The sequence below is a fragment of the Microbacterium cucumeris genome (genome assembly GCF_058349845.2).
This window is the reverse complement of record NZ_JBYRIZ020000001.1, coordinates 1,241,276-1,255,134: the sequence shown is the minus strand read 5'-3', so window position 1 is coordinate 1,255,134 and position 13,859 is coordinate 1,241,276. Positions and strand designations below refer to the sequence as shown.

The 13,859-nt window shown below is 69.4% G+C and carries 14 protein-coding genes; 5 read left to right on the top strand and 9 right to left on the bottom strand.

Features of this window, described 5'->3' with window-relative positions; translation table 11 throughout:
* Nucleotides 1–62: 62 nt before the first annotated feature.
* Nucleotides 63–947, top strand: coding sequence for an aminodeoxychorismate lyase (locus AC3RXZ_RS06200; RefSeq protein ID WP_491493444.1), 885 nt, complete (start codon nucleotides 63–65; stop codon nucleotides 945–947).
* A 19-nt stretch (nucleotides 948–966) separates the two neighbouring features.
* Here AC3RXZ_RS06200 and pstB read toward each other — a convergent pair whose 3' ends face one another.
* The 7 genes from pstB to AC3RXZ_RS06165 all read right to left on the bottom strand — a co-directional run bounded on the left by pstB (nucleotide 967) and on the right by AC3RXZ_RS06165 (nucleotide 9,067).
* On the bottom strand, nucleotides 967–1,746 hold the full coding sequence (pstB, locus tag AC3RXZ_RS06195; protein ID WP_243224603.1) for a phosphate ABC transporter ATP-binding protein PstB: 780 nt from the start codon (nucleotides 1,744–1,746) through the stop codon (nucleotides 967–969).
* A gap of 23 nt (nucleotides 1,747–1,769) precedes the next feature.
* The gene (gene pstA / locus AC3RXZ_RS06190; RefSeq protein WP_491493443.1) at nucleotides 1,770–2,852 is read right to left on the bottom strand and encodes a phosphate ABC transporter permease PstA; all 1,083 of its coding nucleotides are present in this window, start codon (nucleotides 2,850–2,852) and stop codon (nucleotides 1,770–1,772) included.
* 1 nt (nucleotide 2,853) lies between these two features.
* Nucleotides 2,854–3,834 (bottom strand): phosphate ABC transporter permease subunit PstC, encoded by a 981-nt coding sequence (pstC, locus tag AC3RXZ_RS06185; RefSeq protein WP_243224605.1) that lies wholly within the window; start codon nucleotides 3,832–3,834, stop codon nucleotides 2,854–2,856.
* 113 nt (nucleotides 3,835–3,947) lie between these two features.
* Entirely contained in the window at nucleotides 3,948–5,051 is a 1,104-nt protein-coding gene (locus tag AC3RXZ_RS06180; RefSeq protein WP_491493442.1) for a phosphate ABC transporter substrate-binding protein PstS, read from the bottom strand.
* A gap of 139 nt (nucleotides 5,052–5,190) precedes the next feature.
* Complete coding sequence (locus AC3RXZ_RS06175; RefSeq protein ID WP_491493441.1) at nucleotides 5,191–6,171, bottom strand: NUDIX hydrolase; 981 nt, start codon at nucleotides 6,169–6,171, stop codon at nucleotides 5,191–5,193.
* Nucleotides 6,168–8,333, bottom strand: a complete 2,166-nt coding sequence (locus AC3RXZ_RS06170; protein WP_243224608.1) for an RNA degradosome polyphosphate kinase — start codon at nucleotides 8,331–8,333, stop codon at nucleotides 6,168–6,170. Before AC3RXZ_RS06170 ends, AC3RXZ_RS06175 begins: the two co-directional genes overlap by 4 nt.
* Nucleotides 8,334–8,383: 50 nt before the next feature.
* On the bottom strand, nucleotides 8,384–9,067 hold the full coding sequence (locus AC3RXZ_RS06165; RefSeq protein ID WP_491493440.1) for a winged helix-turn-helix transcriptional regulator: 684 nt from the start codon (nucleotides 9,065–9,067) through the stop codon (nucleotides 8,384–8,386).
* 126 nt (nucleotides 9,068–9,193) lie between these two features.
* On the opposite strand from AC3RXZ_RS06165, the gene AC3RXZ_RS06160 reads away from it, so the two are divergent.
* From AC3RXZ_RS06160 to ygfZ, 3 genes are all read left to right on the top strand, one after another.
* Nucleotides 9,194–9,487 carry a hypothetical protein gene (locus AC3RXZ_RS06160; RefSeq protein ID WP_243224610.1) on the top strand — a complete coding sequence of 98 codons (294 nt, stop codon included), beginning with the start codon at nucleotides 9,194–9,196 and terminating at the stop codon, nucleotides 9,485–9,487.
* Nucleotides 9,488–9,615: 128 nt separating this feature from the next.
* Complete coding sequence (locus AC3RXZ_RS06155; protein WP_491493439.1) at nucleotides 9,616–10,218, top strand: nitrobindin family protein; 603 nt, start codon at nucleotides 9,616–9,618, stop codon at nucleotides 10,216–10,218.
* On the top strand, nucleotides 10,215–11,279 hold the full coding sequence (gene ygfZ / locus AC3RXZ_RS06150; protein WP_491493438.1) for a CAF17-like 4Fe-4S cluster assembly/insertion protein YgfZ: 1,065 nt from the start codon (nucleotides 10,215–10,217) through the stop codon (nucleotides 11,277–11,279). Before AC3RXZ_RS06155 ends, ygfZ begins: the two co-directional genes overlap by 4 nt.
* Before the next feature lie 119 nt (nucleotides 11,280–11,398).
* Here ygfZ and AC3RXZ_RS06145 read toward each other — a convergent pair whose 3' ends face one another.
* On the bottom strand, nucleotides 11,399–12,238 hold the full coding sequence (locus AC3RXZ_RS06145; protein ID WP_243224613.1) for a class I SAM-dependent methyltransferase: 840 nt from the start codon (nucleotides 12,236–12,238) through the stop codon (nucleotides 11,399–11,401).
* 37 nt (nucleotides 12,239–12,275) lie between these two features.
* Here AC3RXZ_RS06145 and AC3RXZ_RS06140 point away from each other — a divergent pair, with 37 nt between their 5' ends.
* Nucleotides 12,276–13,019, top strand: coding sequence for a phosphoglyceromutase (locus AC3RXZ_RS06140; protein ID WP_243224614.1), 744 nt, complete (start codon nucleotides 12,276–12,278; stop codon nucleotides 13,017–13,019).
* 122 nt (nucleotides 13,020–13,141) lie between these two features.
* On the opposite strand, the gene phoU is transcribed toward AC3RXZ_RS06140, so the two are convergent.
* The gene (gene phoU / locus AC3RXZ_RS06135; RefSeq protein ID WP_243224615.1) at nucleotides 13,142–13,852 is read right to left on the bottom strand and encodes a phosphate signaling complex protein PhoU; all 711 of its coding nucleotides are present in this window, start codon (nucleotides 13,850–13,852) and stop codon (nucleotides 13,142–13,144) included.
* Nucleotides 13,853–13,859 lie beyond the last annotated feature (7 nt).

Below are 13,859 nucleotides of genomic sequence, written 5' to 3'. Positions count from 1 at the left end.
TCCAGTGTAACGCGTAGGCGCGGCAGGTATTCCCGGCACGGGAACGGCCGTAGAGTCGAGCCATGACCCGGCGCTTCGCTCTGATCATCGACCCCGTGCCCGCCTCCGAGGAGCGCGCCGACTACTCGGACACTTTCACCGAGGTGGATGCCGCGGCTCCCGCCCTGAGTGTGGGGGAGCTGAGCACGCAACGCGGAGACGGCGTGTTCGAGTCGATCGGCGTGATCGATTCGCATCCTCAGGAGCTGGTGCCGCATCTGCACCGGCTCGCGCACTCGGCGCAGCTGTGCGATCTTCCGGTGCCGAACGTGGAGCAGTGGCGGCAGGCCGTGCGAGTCGCCGCGACGCAGTGCCCGCCGGGGGAGGCCGTGATCAAGCTGATCCTCAGCCGGGGAGTGGAGCACGGGCCGACGCCGACCGCGTGGGTGACGGCGGCCCCGGCATCCGACTTCTCCTGGGTGCGCACCGAGGGCATCCGCGTCGTCACGCTCGACCGGGGCTACGACCTGGGCGCGGCCGAGCGGGCGCCGTGGCTGCTGCTGGGGGCCAAGACGCTGTCGTACGCCGTGAACATGGCCGCGCTCCGCGAGGCCGCACGCCGTGGCGCCGACGACGCCGTCTTCGTCTCGAGCGACGGGTTCGTGCTGGAGGCGCCGACCGCTTCGCTCATCCTCCGGTTCGGCGACCGGTTCGTCACTCCCGCGCCGAATGGCGGCATCCTGCACGGGACGACCCAGCTGAGCGTGTACGACCACCTCGCGAGTCGGGGTTTCACGACCGAGTACGCGCAGGTGCCGGCATCCGACCTGACGGAAGCCGATGCGGCATGGCTCGTGTCGAGCGTGCGCCTGGCGGCCCCCATCACGGCGATCGACGGTCATGCGGTCGCGACCGATCGTGCGTTCACGGACGCCCTGAACGCCTACCTGCTGTCCCCGCGCGACTGACGAGCCGGCAGGGTGCGGATCACCCGAAGCGGCCGGAGACGTAGTCCTCGGTCGCCTGCACGCTGGGCGTGGTGAAGATGGTGGTGGTGTCGTCGTACTCGATGAGCTTGCCGGGCTTGCCCGTGCCGGCGATGTTGAAGAACGCCGTCTTGTCCGAGACGCGGCTGGCCTGCTGCATGTTGTGGGTCACGATGACGATCGTGAACTCGTTCTTCAGCTCGCCGATCAGCTCCTCGATCGCGTACGTCGAGATCGGGTCGAGCGCGGAGCAGGGCTCGTCCATCAGCAGCACCTCGGGGGAGACCGCGATGGCGCGCGCGATGCACAGACGCTGCTGCTGACCGCCGGACAGGCCGGAACCGGGACGGTCGAGACGGTCCTTGACCTCGTTCCACAGGTTCGCGCCGGTCAGGGACTTCTCCACGAGGTCGTCCGCGTCGCTCTTCGAGATGCGCTTGTTGTTCAGCTTGACGCCGGCGAGCACGTTCTCCTTGATGGACATCGTGGGGAACGGGTTCGGACGCTGGAACACCATGCCGACCTGGCGGCGCACGAGCACGGGGTCGACGCCGGGGCCGTAGAGGTCCTTGCCGTCGAGCAGCACCTCGCCCTGCACACGCGCGCCGGGGATGACCTCGTGCATGCGGTTGAGGGTGCGCAGGAACGTGGACTTGCCGCAGCCGGAGGGGCCGATGAACGCGGTGACGCTGCGCGGCTGGATGTCGAGGGAGACGCCCTCGACGGCGAGGAAGTCGCTGTAGTAGACGTTGAGGTCGTTGACTTCGATGCTCTTGGACACTTCGGGTTCCTTCGGGTTGCGGCTCAGCGGCCGGAGGTCTTCGGGGCGAACATCTTCGCGATCAGGCGCGCGAGCAGGTTCAGGACCATGACGATCAGGATCAGGGTGAGCGCGGACGCCCAGGCGCGGTCCAGCGCTGCTTCGGGGTTCGTGCCCTGGTTCATGTACTGGTTGTAGGCGAACACCGGCAGGGTCATCATCTGACCGCTGAACAGGTTCGTGTTCATGCTCAGCGTGAATCCGGCGGTCAGCAGCAGCGGCGCGGTCTCGCCGATCACGCGGGAGATGGCGAGCATGATCGACGTCGTGATGCCGGCGATCGACGTGGGCAGCACGACCTTGAGGATCGTCAGCCACTTCGGCACGCCGAGCGCGTAGGACGCCTCGCGCAACTCGTTCGGCACGATCCGCAGCAGCTCCTCGCTGCCTCGGACGACGACCGGGGTCATGAGCACGGCCAGGGCGAGCGAGCCCATGAAGCCCATCGAGACGCCGGGGCCCAGGACCAGCGCGAACACGGCGTAGATGAACAGACCGGCGACGATCGAGGGGATGCCGGTCATGACGTCGACGAAGAAGGTGATGCCCTTCGCGATCTTGCCCCGGCCGTACTCGACCAGGTAGATCGAGGTCATGAGTCCGATCGGCACGGAGATGATCGCCGCCATGAGCGTGATGAGCACGGTGCCCCAGATCGCGTGGACGATGCCTCCGCCCTCGCCGACGACGTTGCGCATGGAGTACGAGAAGAACTCGGCGTCGAAGCGCTGGATGCCGTTGGCGACGACCGTCCAGAGCAGCGATACCAGGGGGAGCAGCGCGATGAGGAACGCGGTGGCGACGAGAGCCGTCATGAGGCGGTCGACGGCCTTGCGCCGACTCTCGGCGATGGCCGAGATGACGGTGATCAGCACCATGTAGAGCAGGATGCCGACGATCACGGCTCCGGCGATGTTGAAATCCGCCAGGTCGGCGCCGATCGAGGCGACGCCGAATATCGCGAACGAGATCACGAAGCATCCGGCCAGCAGTGCCCAGGGCGCCCACTTAGGGAGCTTCCCGGAGGTCAGAGCCGCGCTGGGGGCGGGGGCGGTGAGGACGGTCATGTCAGTTCGCTCCCGAGAACTCGGCGCGGCGCGCGACGATCCAGCGCGCCAGGGCGTTGACCGCGAAGGTCACGATGAACAGGATCAGACCCGTGGCGATGAGGGTGTTGACACCGGTGTCGTGCGCCTCGGGGAAGGCCAGGGCGATGTTGGCGGGGATGGGCGTCGGGTTCGTGGCGGTGAGCAGCAGGAAGCTCACGACGGCCGACGGGGACAGCACCATCGTCACGGCCATGGTCTCGCCCAGGGCTCGGCCGAGGGCGAGCATCGCCGCCGAGACCATGCCGCCGCGGGCGAACGGCAGGACGGCCATCCGCACCATCTCCCAGCGCGTCGATCCGAGGGCGAGGGCGGCCTCCTCGTGCAGCTTCGGGGTCTGCAGGAAGACCTCGCGGCAGATGGCGGTCATGATCGGGATGATCATCACGGCGAGCACGAGCGCCGCGGTGAGGATCGTGCGGCCCGTCGAGGAGACCTGACCGCCGAAGAACGGGATCCAGCCCGCGTTCGCGTTGAGCCAGGCGTACAGCGGCTGCAGCAGCGGCGCGAGCACGAGGCCGCCCCAGAGGCCGAACACGACCGAGGGGACCGCGGCGAGCAGGTCGATGATGTAGCCCAGCACGGCCGCGAGGCCTCGCGGGGCGTAGTGCGAGATGAACAGCGCGATGCCGATCGCGATGGGAGCGGCGACGAGGAGCGCGATGAACGACGCCCACAGCGTGCCGAAGATGAGCGGCCAGACGTACACCCAGAACGACTCGCCGCGCAGGATGTGGTTGCCCGATGTGTCCGCCTCGAAGGCTGGCAGGCTCTGGATGATGAGGAACGTCGCGACCGCGGCGAGGACGACGAGGATGATGATCCCCGCGCCGAGGGCGGTGCCGGAGAAGACCCGGTCGCCGAGACGCTGTTTGGCCTTGATCGGGGCGGGTGGTTCCGTCTCCGTCGCGGTGATGACGGGGGCCTGCTCGGTCGTGCTCATGGTCTCCCTGTTTCGGGCGGGTGGGTGAAGAGCGGGTGCTGGACCCGCCGATGCCCTCGCGTCCGATCGGGACGCGAGGGCATCGGCGTCAGCGTTCAGCCATCAGGCTGCTGTCAGCCGACCTGGATGAGGTCGATCGCGGCGTTGACCTTCTCGCGAAGGCCGTCCGAGATGGGGGCGTTGCCGGCGTTCTCGGCGGCGGCGTCCTGGCCCTCGGCGCTGGCGACGTAGGTGAAGTACTCCTTGACGAGCTCGGCGACATTCGCGTCCTCGTACTGCTCGCAGCCGATCAGGTAGCTGACCAGGGCGATCGGGTACGCGCCGTCGGCGGCAGCGGCCGGGTCGACGTCGAACGCGAGGTCGCCCTCGCCGCGGCCCTCTTCGAGAGCGGCGCCCTCGACGAGCTGCGAGGCGGCCTCGGCCGAGTAGGCGACGAACTCGCCGCCCACGCCGACGTGCACCTGTCCGAGGTCGCCGACCTGCGAGGCGTCGGCGAAGCCGATCGCGCCGTTGCCGGACGTGATCGCCTGAACGACGCCCGAGGTGCCCTGAGCGGCCTCGCCGCCCTGGATCGGCCACTCGTCGGAGACCTCGTAGGTCCAGATCTCGGGCGCGGTCGCGGCGAGGTAGTTGGTGAACGTCTCCTGCGTGCCCGACGGGTCGGAGCGGTGCACGGGGGAGATGGCGAGGTCGGGGAGCGTGACGTCCGGGTTCAGCGTCGCGATCGCCGAGTCGTTCCAGTTGGTGATCGTGCCGGCGAAGATGCTCGCGATGGTCGCGGCATCCAGGTTCAGGGTGTCGATGCCCTCGAGGTTGAAGGCGACGGCGACCGGCGAGATGTAGACGGGGATCTCGATGATGTCGTCGGTGGCGCAGGTGCCGAAGCCGCCCGCGGCGATCTCCTCGGCGTTGAACGCGCGGTCCGAACCGATGAAGTTGCTGGCGCCGGCGAGGAAGTTCTCGCGGCCGGTGCCGGAGCCGGTGGGCTCGTAGTTGACCGTGACGTCGGGGTTCGCGGTCTGGAAGGCGGCCACCCAGGCCTCCTGCGCGGCGGTCTGCGAGGACGCGCCGGTCGCGTCCAGCGTGCCGGAGAGCGTCGACTCGGACGGCTCGTCGGACGAGCCGCCGGCCGGAGCCTCGTTCGCGGCGCAGCCTGCGAGAGCGAGAGCGGCGACGGCGCCGATGGCGCCGATACGTGCGATTCGGGAGATCTTCACTGTGGATCCTTCGATCGTGGATGGGTGAGGCCCGGTGCAGGGCACACAGTGACGCTAAGCGGGACGGTTAACGAGACTCTCCCCCTCAGGTAAACGAGAGGTGAACGGGATGCGTCCCCTTGGTGGGCGCCCGAGAGCCTCAGACCTTCGGGACGTGGGTCTCGATCGAGATGATCCCGGAGCCGGGATTGGTCGCCGAGAGGTGCACGACCGAGAACGCGCCGACCTCAAGGGCTGAGGCGCTGGACACGTATGAGCCGCGCAGCGTACCGGTCGCGAGCGCGATCTCGGTGAGGACGTCCGGCAGCACGGGGCCGTGGCTGCAGACCACGGCGGGCTTGCGGGCGCGCACGCGTTTGCCGATGACGGCGCGGACGTCGGAGAAGCCGTCCTCCCAGGCATCCTGGCTCAGCCGCGGCGTCTCGACCGGCTTGCGGTCCAGCGCCTTCGCGAGAGGCGCGACGGTCTGCACGCACCGTGCGGCGTCGCTCGTCACGATCCGGCGGACGCCGAAGGCGCGCAGCGGCTCGACGATCGCCCTGGCCTGGCGCCGGCCCCGCTCGGTGAGCGGGCGCGAGGCGTCCGGGCCGTCCCACTCAGAGCGCGACACGGCTTTGGCGTGGCGCAGAGCGATCACGGGGAACGTGTGCAGCACGCCGTCGTCGACGAGCGTGGCGAACGCGTCCAGGATCTCGACATCGACCGGATAGCTCAGCTGCGCCCTGGCCTTCTTCAGGCTCACCCATTCGATCGCGGCGATCTCGCTGTTGGGCACGAAGGTGGACCGTCGGATGGCCTCCTCGGTCGCCTCCGCCGCCCAGTAGTGCACGACCTTCTGGCGCTTCGGGCGCATGAAATAGCGGCTGACGCCGACCGGCACGCCGAGCGACACGCGGATGCCGGTCTCCTCATGAACCTCGCGCACGGCGGTCTCGGCGAGCATCTCGCCGGGATCCACCTTGCCCTTGGGGAGGGTCACGTCCCGGTACTTCGTGCGGTGGATCAGCAGGACGCGGAGCTTGCCGTCGATCAGGCGCCACACGACGGCCCCGGCGGCGTAGACCGCCTTGTCGTCGCGCACCACCTCCACGGGAGCGTCCTGAACCTGCCGGACCGTCATCGCACCGAGCGGCTGCGACGCCGCCTGCGGATCTGGCTCATCGTCCTGTCCTGCAGGTCGATGAGCGGCTTGCCCTCGGCATCCACCGTGTGGCGCACCCAGACGCCCTCGGCACCCAGGTGCCAGGAGTTCGTGCCGTCGTCCATGGCACGGTCGAACAGCGCGATGAGCTCCTCGATGTGCGCGGGGTCCACCACGCGCACGAGTGCTTCGACGCGACGGTCGAGGTTCCGGTGCATCATGTCGGCGCTGCCGATATGGACCTGCGGGTCCCCGTCGTTGTGGAACGCGAAGATCCGGGAGTGCTCCAGATACCGGCCCAGGATGCTGCGCACGGTGATGTTGTCGCTGATGCCGGGAAGATCGGTGCGCAGGCTGCAGATGCCGCGCACCCACACGTCGACCTTCACGCCGTCGGCGCTGGCACGGTACAGGCCGTCGATGATCTGCTCGTCGACCATCGAGTTGACCTTGATGCGGATGTGCGCCGGCTTGCCCTCGAGCGCGTTCTGCCGCTCGCGCTCGATCAGGCGCAGCAGCCCCTTGCGCAGGTGCAGCGGTGCGACGAGGAGGCGCTTGAACTTCTTCTCGATCGCGTAGCCGCTGAGCTCGTTGAACAGCCGCGTGAGGTCCTTGCCGACCTGCGGGTCGGCGGTGAACAGGCCGAAGTCCTCGTAGATCCGGCTGGTCTTCGGGTTGTAGTTGCCCGTGCCGATGTGGGAGTAGTGCCGCAGCATCCCGTCCTCCTCGCGGATGACGAGCGCGAGCTTGCAGTGCGTCTTCAGGCCCACCAGCCCGTAGACGACGTGCACGCCGGCCTTCTCGAGCTTGCGGGCCCAGACGATGTTGTTGGCCTCGTCGAAGCGCGCCTTCACCTCGACCAGCGCCAGCACCTGCTTGCCGGCCTCGGCGGCGTCGATGAGGGCCTGGACCACGGGGCTGTCGCCCGAGGTGCGGTACAGCGTCTGCTTGATGGCGAGCACGTGCGGGTCGCGCGCGGCCTGTTCGAGGAACGCCTGGACGCTCGTCGCGAAGGACTCGTACGGGTGGTGCACGAGGACGTCGCGCTTGCGGATGCTGGAGAAGACGTCGCTGCGCTCGTTGTTGTCCCCGGGCTGGAACGCGAGCGCCGTCGTGGGCAGATGCGGCGGGTAGCGCAGGTCGGGGCGCTCGATGCGGCCGAGGTCGAACAGGCCGCGCAGGTCGAGGGGACCGGGCAGGCGGTAGACCTCCTGATCGGTGATGTCGAGCTCCTTCACGAGCAGGTCGAGCGTGAGCTCGTCCATGTCGTCCGTGATCTCCAGCCGGATCGGCGGCCCGAACCGCCGGCGCAGCAGCTCGGCCTCGAGCGCCTGGATGAGGTTCTCGCTCTCGTCCTCCTCGATCTCCACGTCCTCGTTCCGGGTGAGGCGGAACGCATGGTGGTCCAGGACCTCCATACCGGGGAAGAGATCGCCCAGATGGTTCGCGATGAGCTCCTCGAGCCGCAGGAAGCGCTTGATCTCGCTCGATCCGGGCACCTCGACGAATCGGGGCAGCATGGGCGGCACCTTGAGGCGGGCGAACTCCTGGCGTCCCGTCCGGGCGTTGCGGATGCGGATCGCGAGGTTCAGGGAGAGGCCCGAGATGTACGGGAAGGGGTGCGCGGGATCGACCGCCAGCGGCATGAGAACGGGGAACACCTGCGCCTGGAAGTACTCGCCGAGCGCATCGCGCTCGGCCGCGGTCAGGTCGGTCCACTCGGAGATCTCGATGCCGGCGTCGGCCAGTGCCGGCCGGACGTCGTTCGTCCAGACCTCGGAATGGCGCAGCTGCAGGGCGTACGCCTCCCGGGAGATGTCGGAGAGGACGTCGGAGGGCGCGCGCCCCACGTTCGTGGGGACGGCGAGGCCGGTGAGGATGCGGCGCTTGAGTCCGGCGACGCGGACCATGAAGAACTCGTCGAGGTTGCTGGCGAAGATGGCCAGGAAGTTCGCCCGTTCGAGCTCGGGCAGGCTCGGATCCTCGGCGAGCTCCAGCACCCGCTGGTTGAACGCGAGCCAGCTCAGCTCGCGATCGAGATAGCGATGATCGGGCAGCTGCGCGTCCTCGAAGGCGAGCGCGTCGAAGTCGTCGTCCTCGGCGTCTCCGAGGCCGGCGTCTGCGAGGGAGGGATCCATCATGGGATTCATCTAAGCACCGGGAGGTGACGCGCGTGTGAACTGCGACGGGATCAGCGCGCTCCGGCGAGCTGGTCGTCCTCGTAGACGTTGAACCGATAGCCGACGTTGCGGACCGTGCCGATGATCTGCTCGGCGTCGCCGAGCTTCGCGCGCAGACGCCGGACGTGCACGTCGACGGTGCGGGTGCCGCCGAAGTAGTCGTATCCCCACACCTCGCTGAGCAGCTGTTCGCGCGTGAACACCCGGGAGGGGTGCGTCGCGAGGAAGTGCAGGAGCTGGAACTCCTTGTAGGTGAGGTCCAGGGGACGCCCGTGCAGTTTGGCGGAGTAGGACTGCTCGTCGATCGTGACGCCGGACGCCTGGACCCGTGACGGCTCGGCCGATTCCTCGCTGCGGGCGATCGCGAGCCGGATGCGGGCGTCGGCCTCGGCAGGCCCGGCGGTGACCAGCAGCACATCGTCGATGCCCCAGTCCCCGGACACCGCGCTCATGCCGCCTTCCGTGACGACCAGCAGCAGTGGCGCATCCTGACCCGTGGTGCGCAGCAGCTTGCACAGGGACTTCGCACCGGCGAGATCGTGACGTCCGTCGACGATCACGACGTCGCTCTCCGGCGCCGACACGAGCTGCGCGGGCTCGGCGGGGATCTGGCGGACCCGGTGGCTGAGCAGATCCAGCGCGGGCAGGACCGGCTCCGCGGTGGGAGCGGATGTCAGGATCAGAAGGAGGGCCACGCAACGTCCTTTCGGGCGTCGAGATCGTCGCCCTTGACGACGATCGAGTGCGACGCCGTGCGCCCATGATACCGATGCCGGTGCCGCGGGGTTCGCAGGACGGAGGCGTTGGGGGACAATGGAGCCATGTCCGAACCGGCCCTGGCTCCGCGCAACGCCCTCACCGGGATGATCCTCGTGTGGTCGGTCGCCCTGCTCGCGGCCGTCGCGATCGGCATCTTCGTCGCGGAGCCCTGGCGGATGCCGGCGCTGCTGGTCTCCTTCGGCGGCGTCGTGCTGCTCGGGTTCGCGGTGCAGCTCGGCTACGGCCGGACGCACGGCTTCGTCGTGCGGGTGTCGGCGAGCATCATGGGCGCGCTGCTGCTGATGGGAGTCGTCTCGGTCGGCTTCGGCCTCGCCGCCATCGCGACCGCGGGGTAGAGTGGCCGCATGGATCTTTTCGCGCTCGAGCTCTTCTTCATCGGTCTGCTCGGACTCGCGAGCCTCGCGATCGTGTTCGTCTCCGGAGTCGTCCTGCGGAACCTGTTCCGCGGCCAGCGCTGACAGCCGTGCTCGAACTGCCGACCGACCTCCCCGCCGACCTCGCGCCGCTGTCCTGGCTGCTGGGCGTCTGGGAGGGGACCGGTGTCATCGACTACCACGCCGGTGACCACCACTTCGAGGGCGAGTTCACGCACCGCGTGAGCTTCAGTCACGACGGCGGGCCGTTCCTGAACTACGCCGCGACCGGGTGGGTCCCGCGCGGCGAGGGTGAAGCGTCTGTCCCACTCGTCGCGGAGTCTGGGTTCTGGCGCATCGCGCGCCCCGCGGGTCCCGCAGATGCCGGACCCGCACTGCTTCCGCCTCTCGAGGATGCGCCCGCGTGCACGGTCGACGACGTCGAGCTGCTGCGTGCGCCCTCCGGCGGGTTCCCGCTGGAGGTGTCGATCGCGCACTCGGACGGTGCGCTGGAGTTGTATCTGGGCGAGATCGCCGGCCCCCGGATCGACATCGCCACCGACGCCATCGTCCGCGGCGCCGGCGGCAAGGACTATGCGGCCGCGACCCGCATGTACGGTCTCGTCGAGGGGCATCTGCTGTGGGCGTGGGACATCGCCGCGCTCGGCTCCGAGCTGAAGTCGCACGCATCCGCTCGTCTGGCGAAGGTATGACCGGTTTCGCGGATCTGCCCGGTGCCGTCCAGGAGGACGGCGTCATCGCCCACTACGGCGAGCCGATGCGGGAGCAGCGGCGGCTCGCCTCCGGCGACGCGATCGCGCTGCTGGGGGATCGCGCCGTCGTCGAGGTGTCCGGTCCGGAACGGCTGAGCTGGCTGGACTCGTTCACCTCGCAGGCCACGACCCGCATGGCACCGGGGGAGAGCAGCGAACTGCTGATCCTCGACCCGCAGGGCCACGTCGAGCACGCCGCGGGCATCGTCGACGACGGGACCTCGGCCTGGCTCCTCGCGGATGCGGAGGATGCCGAGGCGCTGGTGTCGTGGCTGAAGCGCATGATCTTCCGCGCTCAGGTGACGGTCGAGCTGCGTCCCGACCTCGCCCTGCTCGGGTTCTTCGCCGGAGGGATCGCTGAGGAGGCGCTGCCCGCCCGAGTCGTGATCTGGGCGGATCCGTGGGAGCACGTGCAGAGCGGCGGGCATCAGTACGCGACCGTGGCCGAGCATCCGTCCGCCGGGTACGCGTGGCGCGTCGCGATCGTCGAGGCGGATGCCGCAGCAGCCCTCGCCGGGCACGTCGAGGCCGCGGGGCTCCTGGCCGCCGAAGCCTTGCGGATCGCCGCGTGGCGTCCCCGCTGGGCCGCCGAGGTCGACGAGCGCTCCCTCCCGCACGAGACCGACTGGATCCGCAGTGCGGTGCACCTGAACAAGGGGTGCTACCGCGGCCAGGAGACGGTCGCGAAGGTGCACAACCTCGGGCATCCGCCGCGCCGCCTCGCGGCACTGCACCTGGACGGCAGCGAGGACGTGCTGCCCGGACCGGGAGCGCCCGTGTTCGCCGGCGAGAACGAGGTCGGGCACGTGACGTCGGTCGCCCGTCACCACGAGGAGGGGCCTATCGCGCTGGCGATCCTGTCTCGCCGCGCTCCGGACGGAGACCTCGTCGTGCGCGCCGACGGCATCGACGTCGCTGCGGCCCAGCAGGTGATCGTGCCGGCGGATGCCGGGGCGACGGTCGATGTGCCCCGGCTGACGCGGCTGTCCCGTCGTCGCTGACGTCTTTCCTCACCGAGCGGCGCGGGTGGGCGCCGCGTTTCGACTCGTCGCTGCGCTCCTCGCTCAACGAGCGGGAGAGGGGAGGCTCCTCGCTCGACGAGCGGAAGTGGGAGGCCAGCTCAACGAGCCGACGAGGGCGGCGCGGGCGCGACGGCCGCCCATGGGACGGTCAGCTCGCCGAGGCGCCAGCGGCTGCGTCCCCCGAGCACCGGCCATCCTGCGGCCTTGAGCGCGGATGCCGCGGCGACGAAGCGCTGCGTGGCGCCGAAGGTCGACAGCGGTGCCGCGCGTTCCCACTCCCGGTCGAGGTCTCGGAGCAGGTCGTGCACGCGCTCGCCGGGGACGTTGCGGTGGATGAGCGCCTTCGGCAGCCGTTCGGCGATGATGCCGGGCCGAGCGAGATCGGTCAGCCGCAGCGACAGCGTGAACCGCACCGGCTCGGCATCCGCGGTGACGTCCACCCAGGTCGCAATCCGTCCGATCTCGTCGCACGTCCCCTCGACGAACAGGCCGCCGGGAGCCAGCCGGGACGCGACCGTGCGCCACGCCTCGGCGACATCCGCCTCGTCGTACTGCCGCAGCACGTTCATGGCGCGGATGACCGCGGGCCTGCGGCCGCTCGCGACGGGGACCTCGAAGCCGCCGCGGTCGAAGGCGACCCGCAGATCCGGATCGAACGACGTCCGACCGGCGCGGAGCTCCTCGAGCTGGGCACGTGCCTGGGCGACGCGCTGCGGATCGAGCTCGAGGCCGAGGACCTCGGCATCCGGGCGTATGCGCGTCAGCCGCGACGCCAGCTCGAAGGCGGTGACCCCGCTCGCCCCGTAGCCGAGGTCGACGACGAGCGGGTCAGCGGCCCGGCGGAAGGCCGCCGACGCGGCGATCCAGCGGTCGTTGCGGCGGAGGCGATTCGTGCCCGTGGTGCCGCGCGTCGGCCTGCCGAGCGGAGATGACGCCATGGGTCAATCCTCGCAGGGCGCTCGATAAGCTGGAACCATGACGCGCACCCTGATCCTGCTCCGCCATGGCCGGAGCGAGTGGAACGAACTGAACCTCTTCACCGGCTGGGTGGACGTCCGCCTGAACGCGCAGGGCGAGGCCGAGGCCCGTCGTGGCGGCGAGCTGCTCGCCGAGGCGGGCATCCTGCCGGACGTGCTGCACACGTCGCTGCTCAGCCGGGCCATCCAGACCGCCGACATCGCCCTCGACGCCGCCGACCGGCTGTGGATCCCCGTGTCCCGCTCGTGGCGTCTGAACGAGCGCCACTACGGTGCGCTCCAGGGCAAGGACAAGGCCGAGACCCTCGAGAAGTTCGGCCCCGAGCAGTTCCAGCTCTGGCGTCGGTCGTTCGACGTGCCGCCGCCGCCCCTGGACGATGACAGCGAGTTCAGCCAGGTGAATGACCCGCGCTACGCGGGCATCGACGGCGAGGTGCCGCGCACCGAATCCCTCAAGCTCGTGATCGACCGACTGCTGCCCTACTGGGAGAGCGCGATCATCCCGGACCTCGAGGCGGGCAAGACGGTCCTCGTGACGGCGCACGGCAATTCGCTGCGCGGCCTGGTCAAGCACCTCGACGGCATCAGCGACGAGGACATCGCCGAGCTCAACATCCCGACCGGCATCCCGCTGGTCTACGAGCTCGATGAGGACAACGTGCCCACCGGTCCTGGCCGCTACCTCGACCCCGAGGCCGCCGCCGCCGGTGCCGCCGCGGTCGCTGCTCAGGGCAAGAAGTAGCGGAGAGACCTCTTCTCCGTGACGAGACCCCGTCGTATCCACGCGGATACGACGGGGTCTCGTTGCTGGTGAGAGGTCTCCGGCGGGCAGGGAGAGGTCTCTCGCGTGGGTGGCGCCGGAGATCAGGCGTGTCCGAGCTCCTGCTGCTCAGCCTCCTGCGCCTCCAGGGCGAGCACGATGTCCTCCTCCTGCACGGCCCAGTCGCCGGTGGAGAGGTAGACGACCTTCTTCGCGACGGCGACGGCGTGGTCGGCGAAGCGCTCGTGGTAGCGACTCGCGAGCGTGGCGTCGACGGTCGCGTGGGCCTCGCCCTTCCAGTTGTCGCTGAGCACCTTCTCGAACACGCTCGCGTGCAGCTCGTCGACGTCGTCGTCCGCATTGCGGATCGCATCCGCGAAGCGCAGGTCCTGTGTGCGCAGCAGCTCGGCCAGGGTCCGCGCGATCTCGACGTCCAGCTCGCCCATCCGGATGAAGGTGCCCTTGAGGCCCTTCGGGATGGCGCGCTCGGGGAAGCGCAGCCGCGCGAGCTGCGCGATGTGCTCGCTCATGTCGCCCATGCGCTCGAGAGACGCGCTCACCCGCAGCGCGGTCACGACGATCCGGAGGTCGCGGGCGACGGGCTGCTGGCGGGCGAGGATCTCGATCGCCTGCTCGTCCAGTGCGACGGCGAGCTCGTCGATCTTGGCGTCGTCGCTGATGACCTCCTCGGCCAGGCCCACGTCGCTGGTCGCGAACGCGCGCGTGGCCTTGTCGATCGAGACCGTGACGAGATCGGCGATCTCCACGAGACGGGACTGCAGGTCCTCAAGGGACTGGTGGAAGACTTCGCGCATGTGCGGC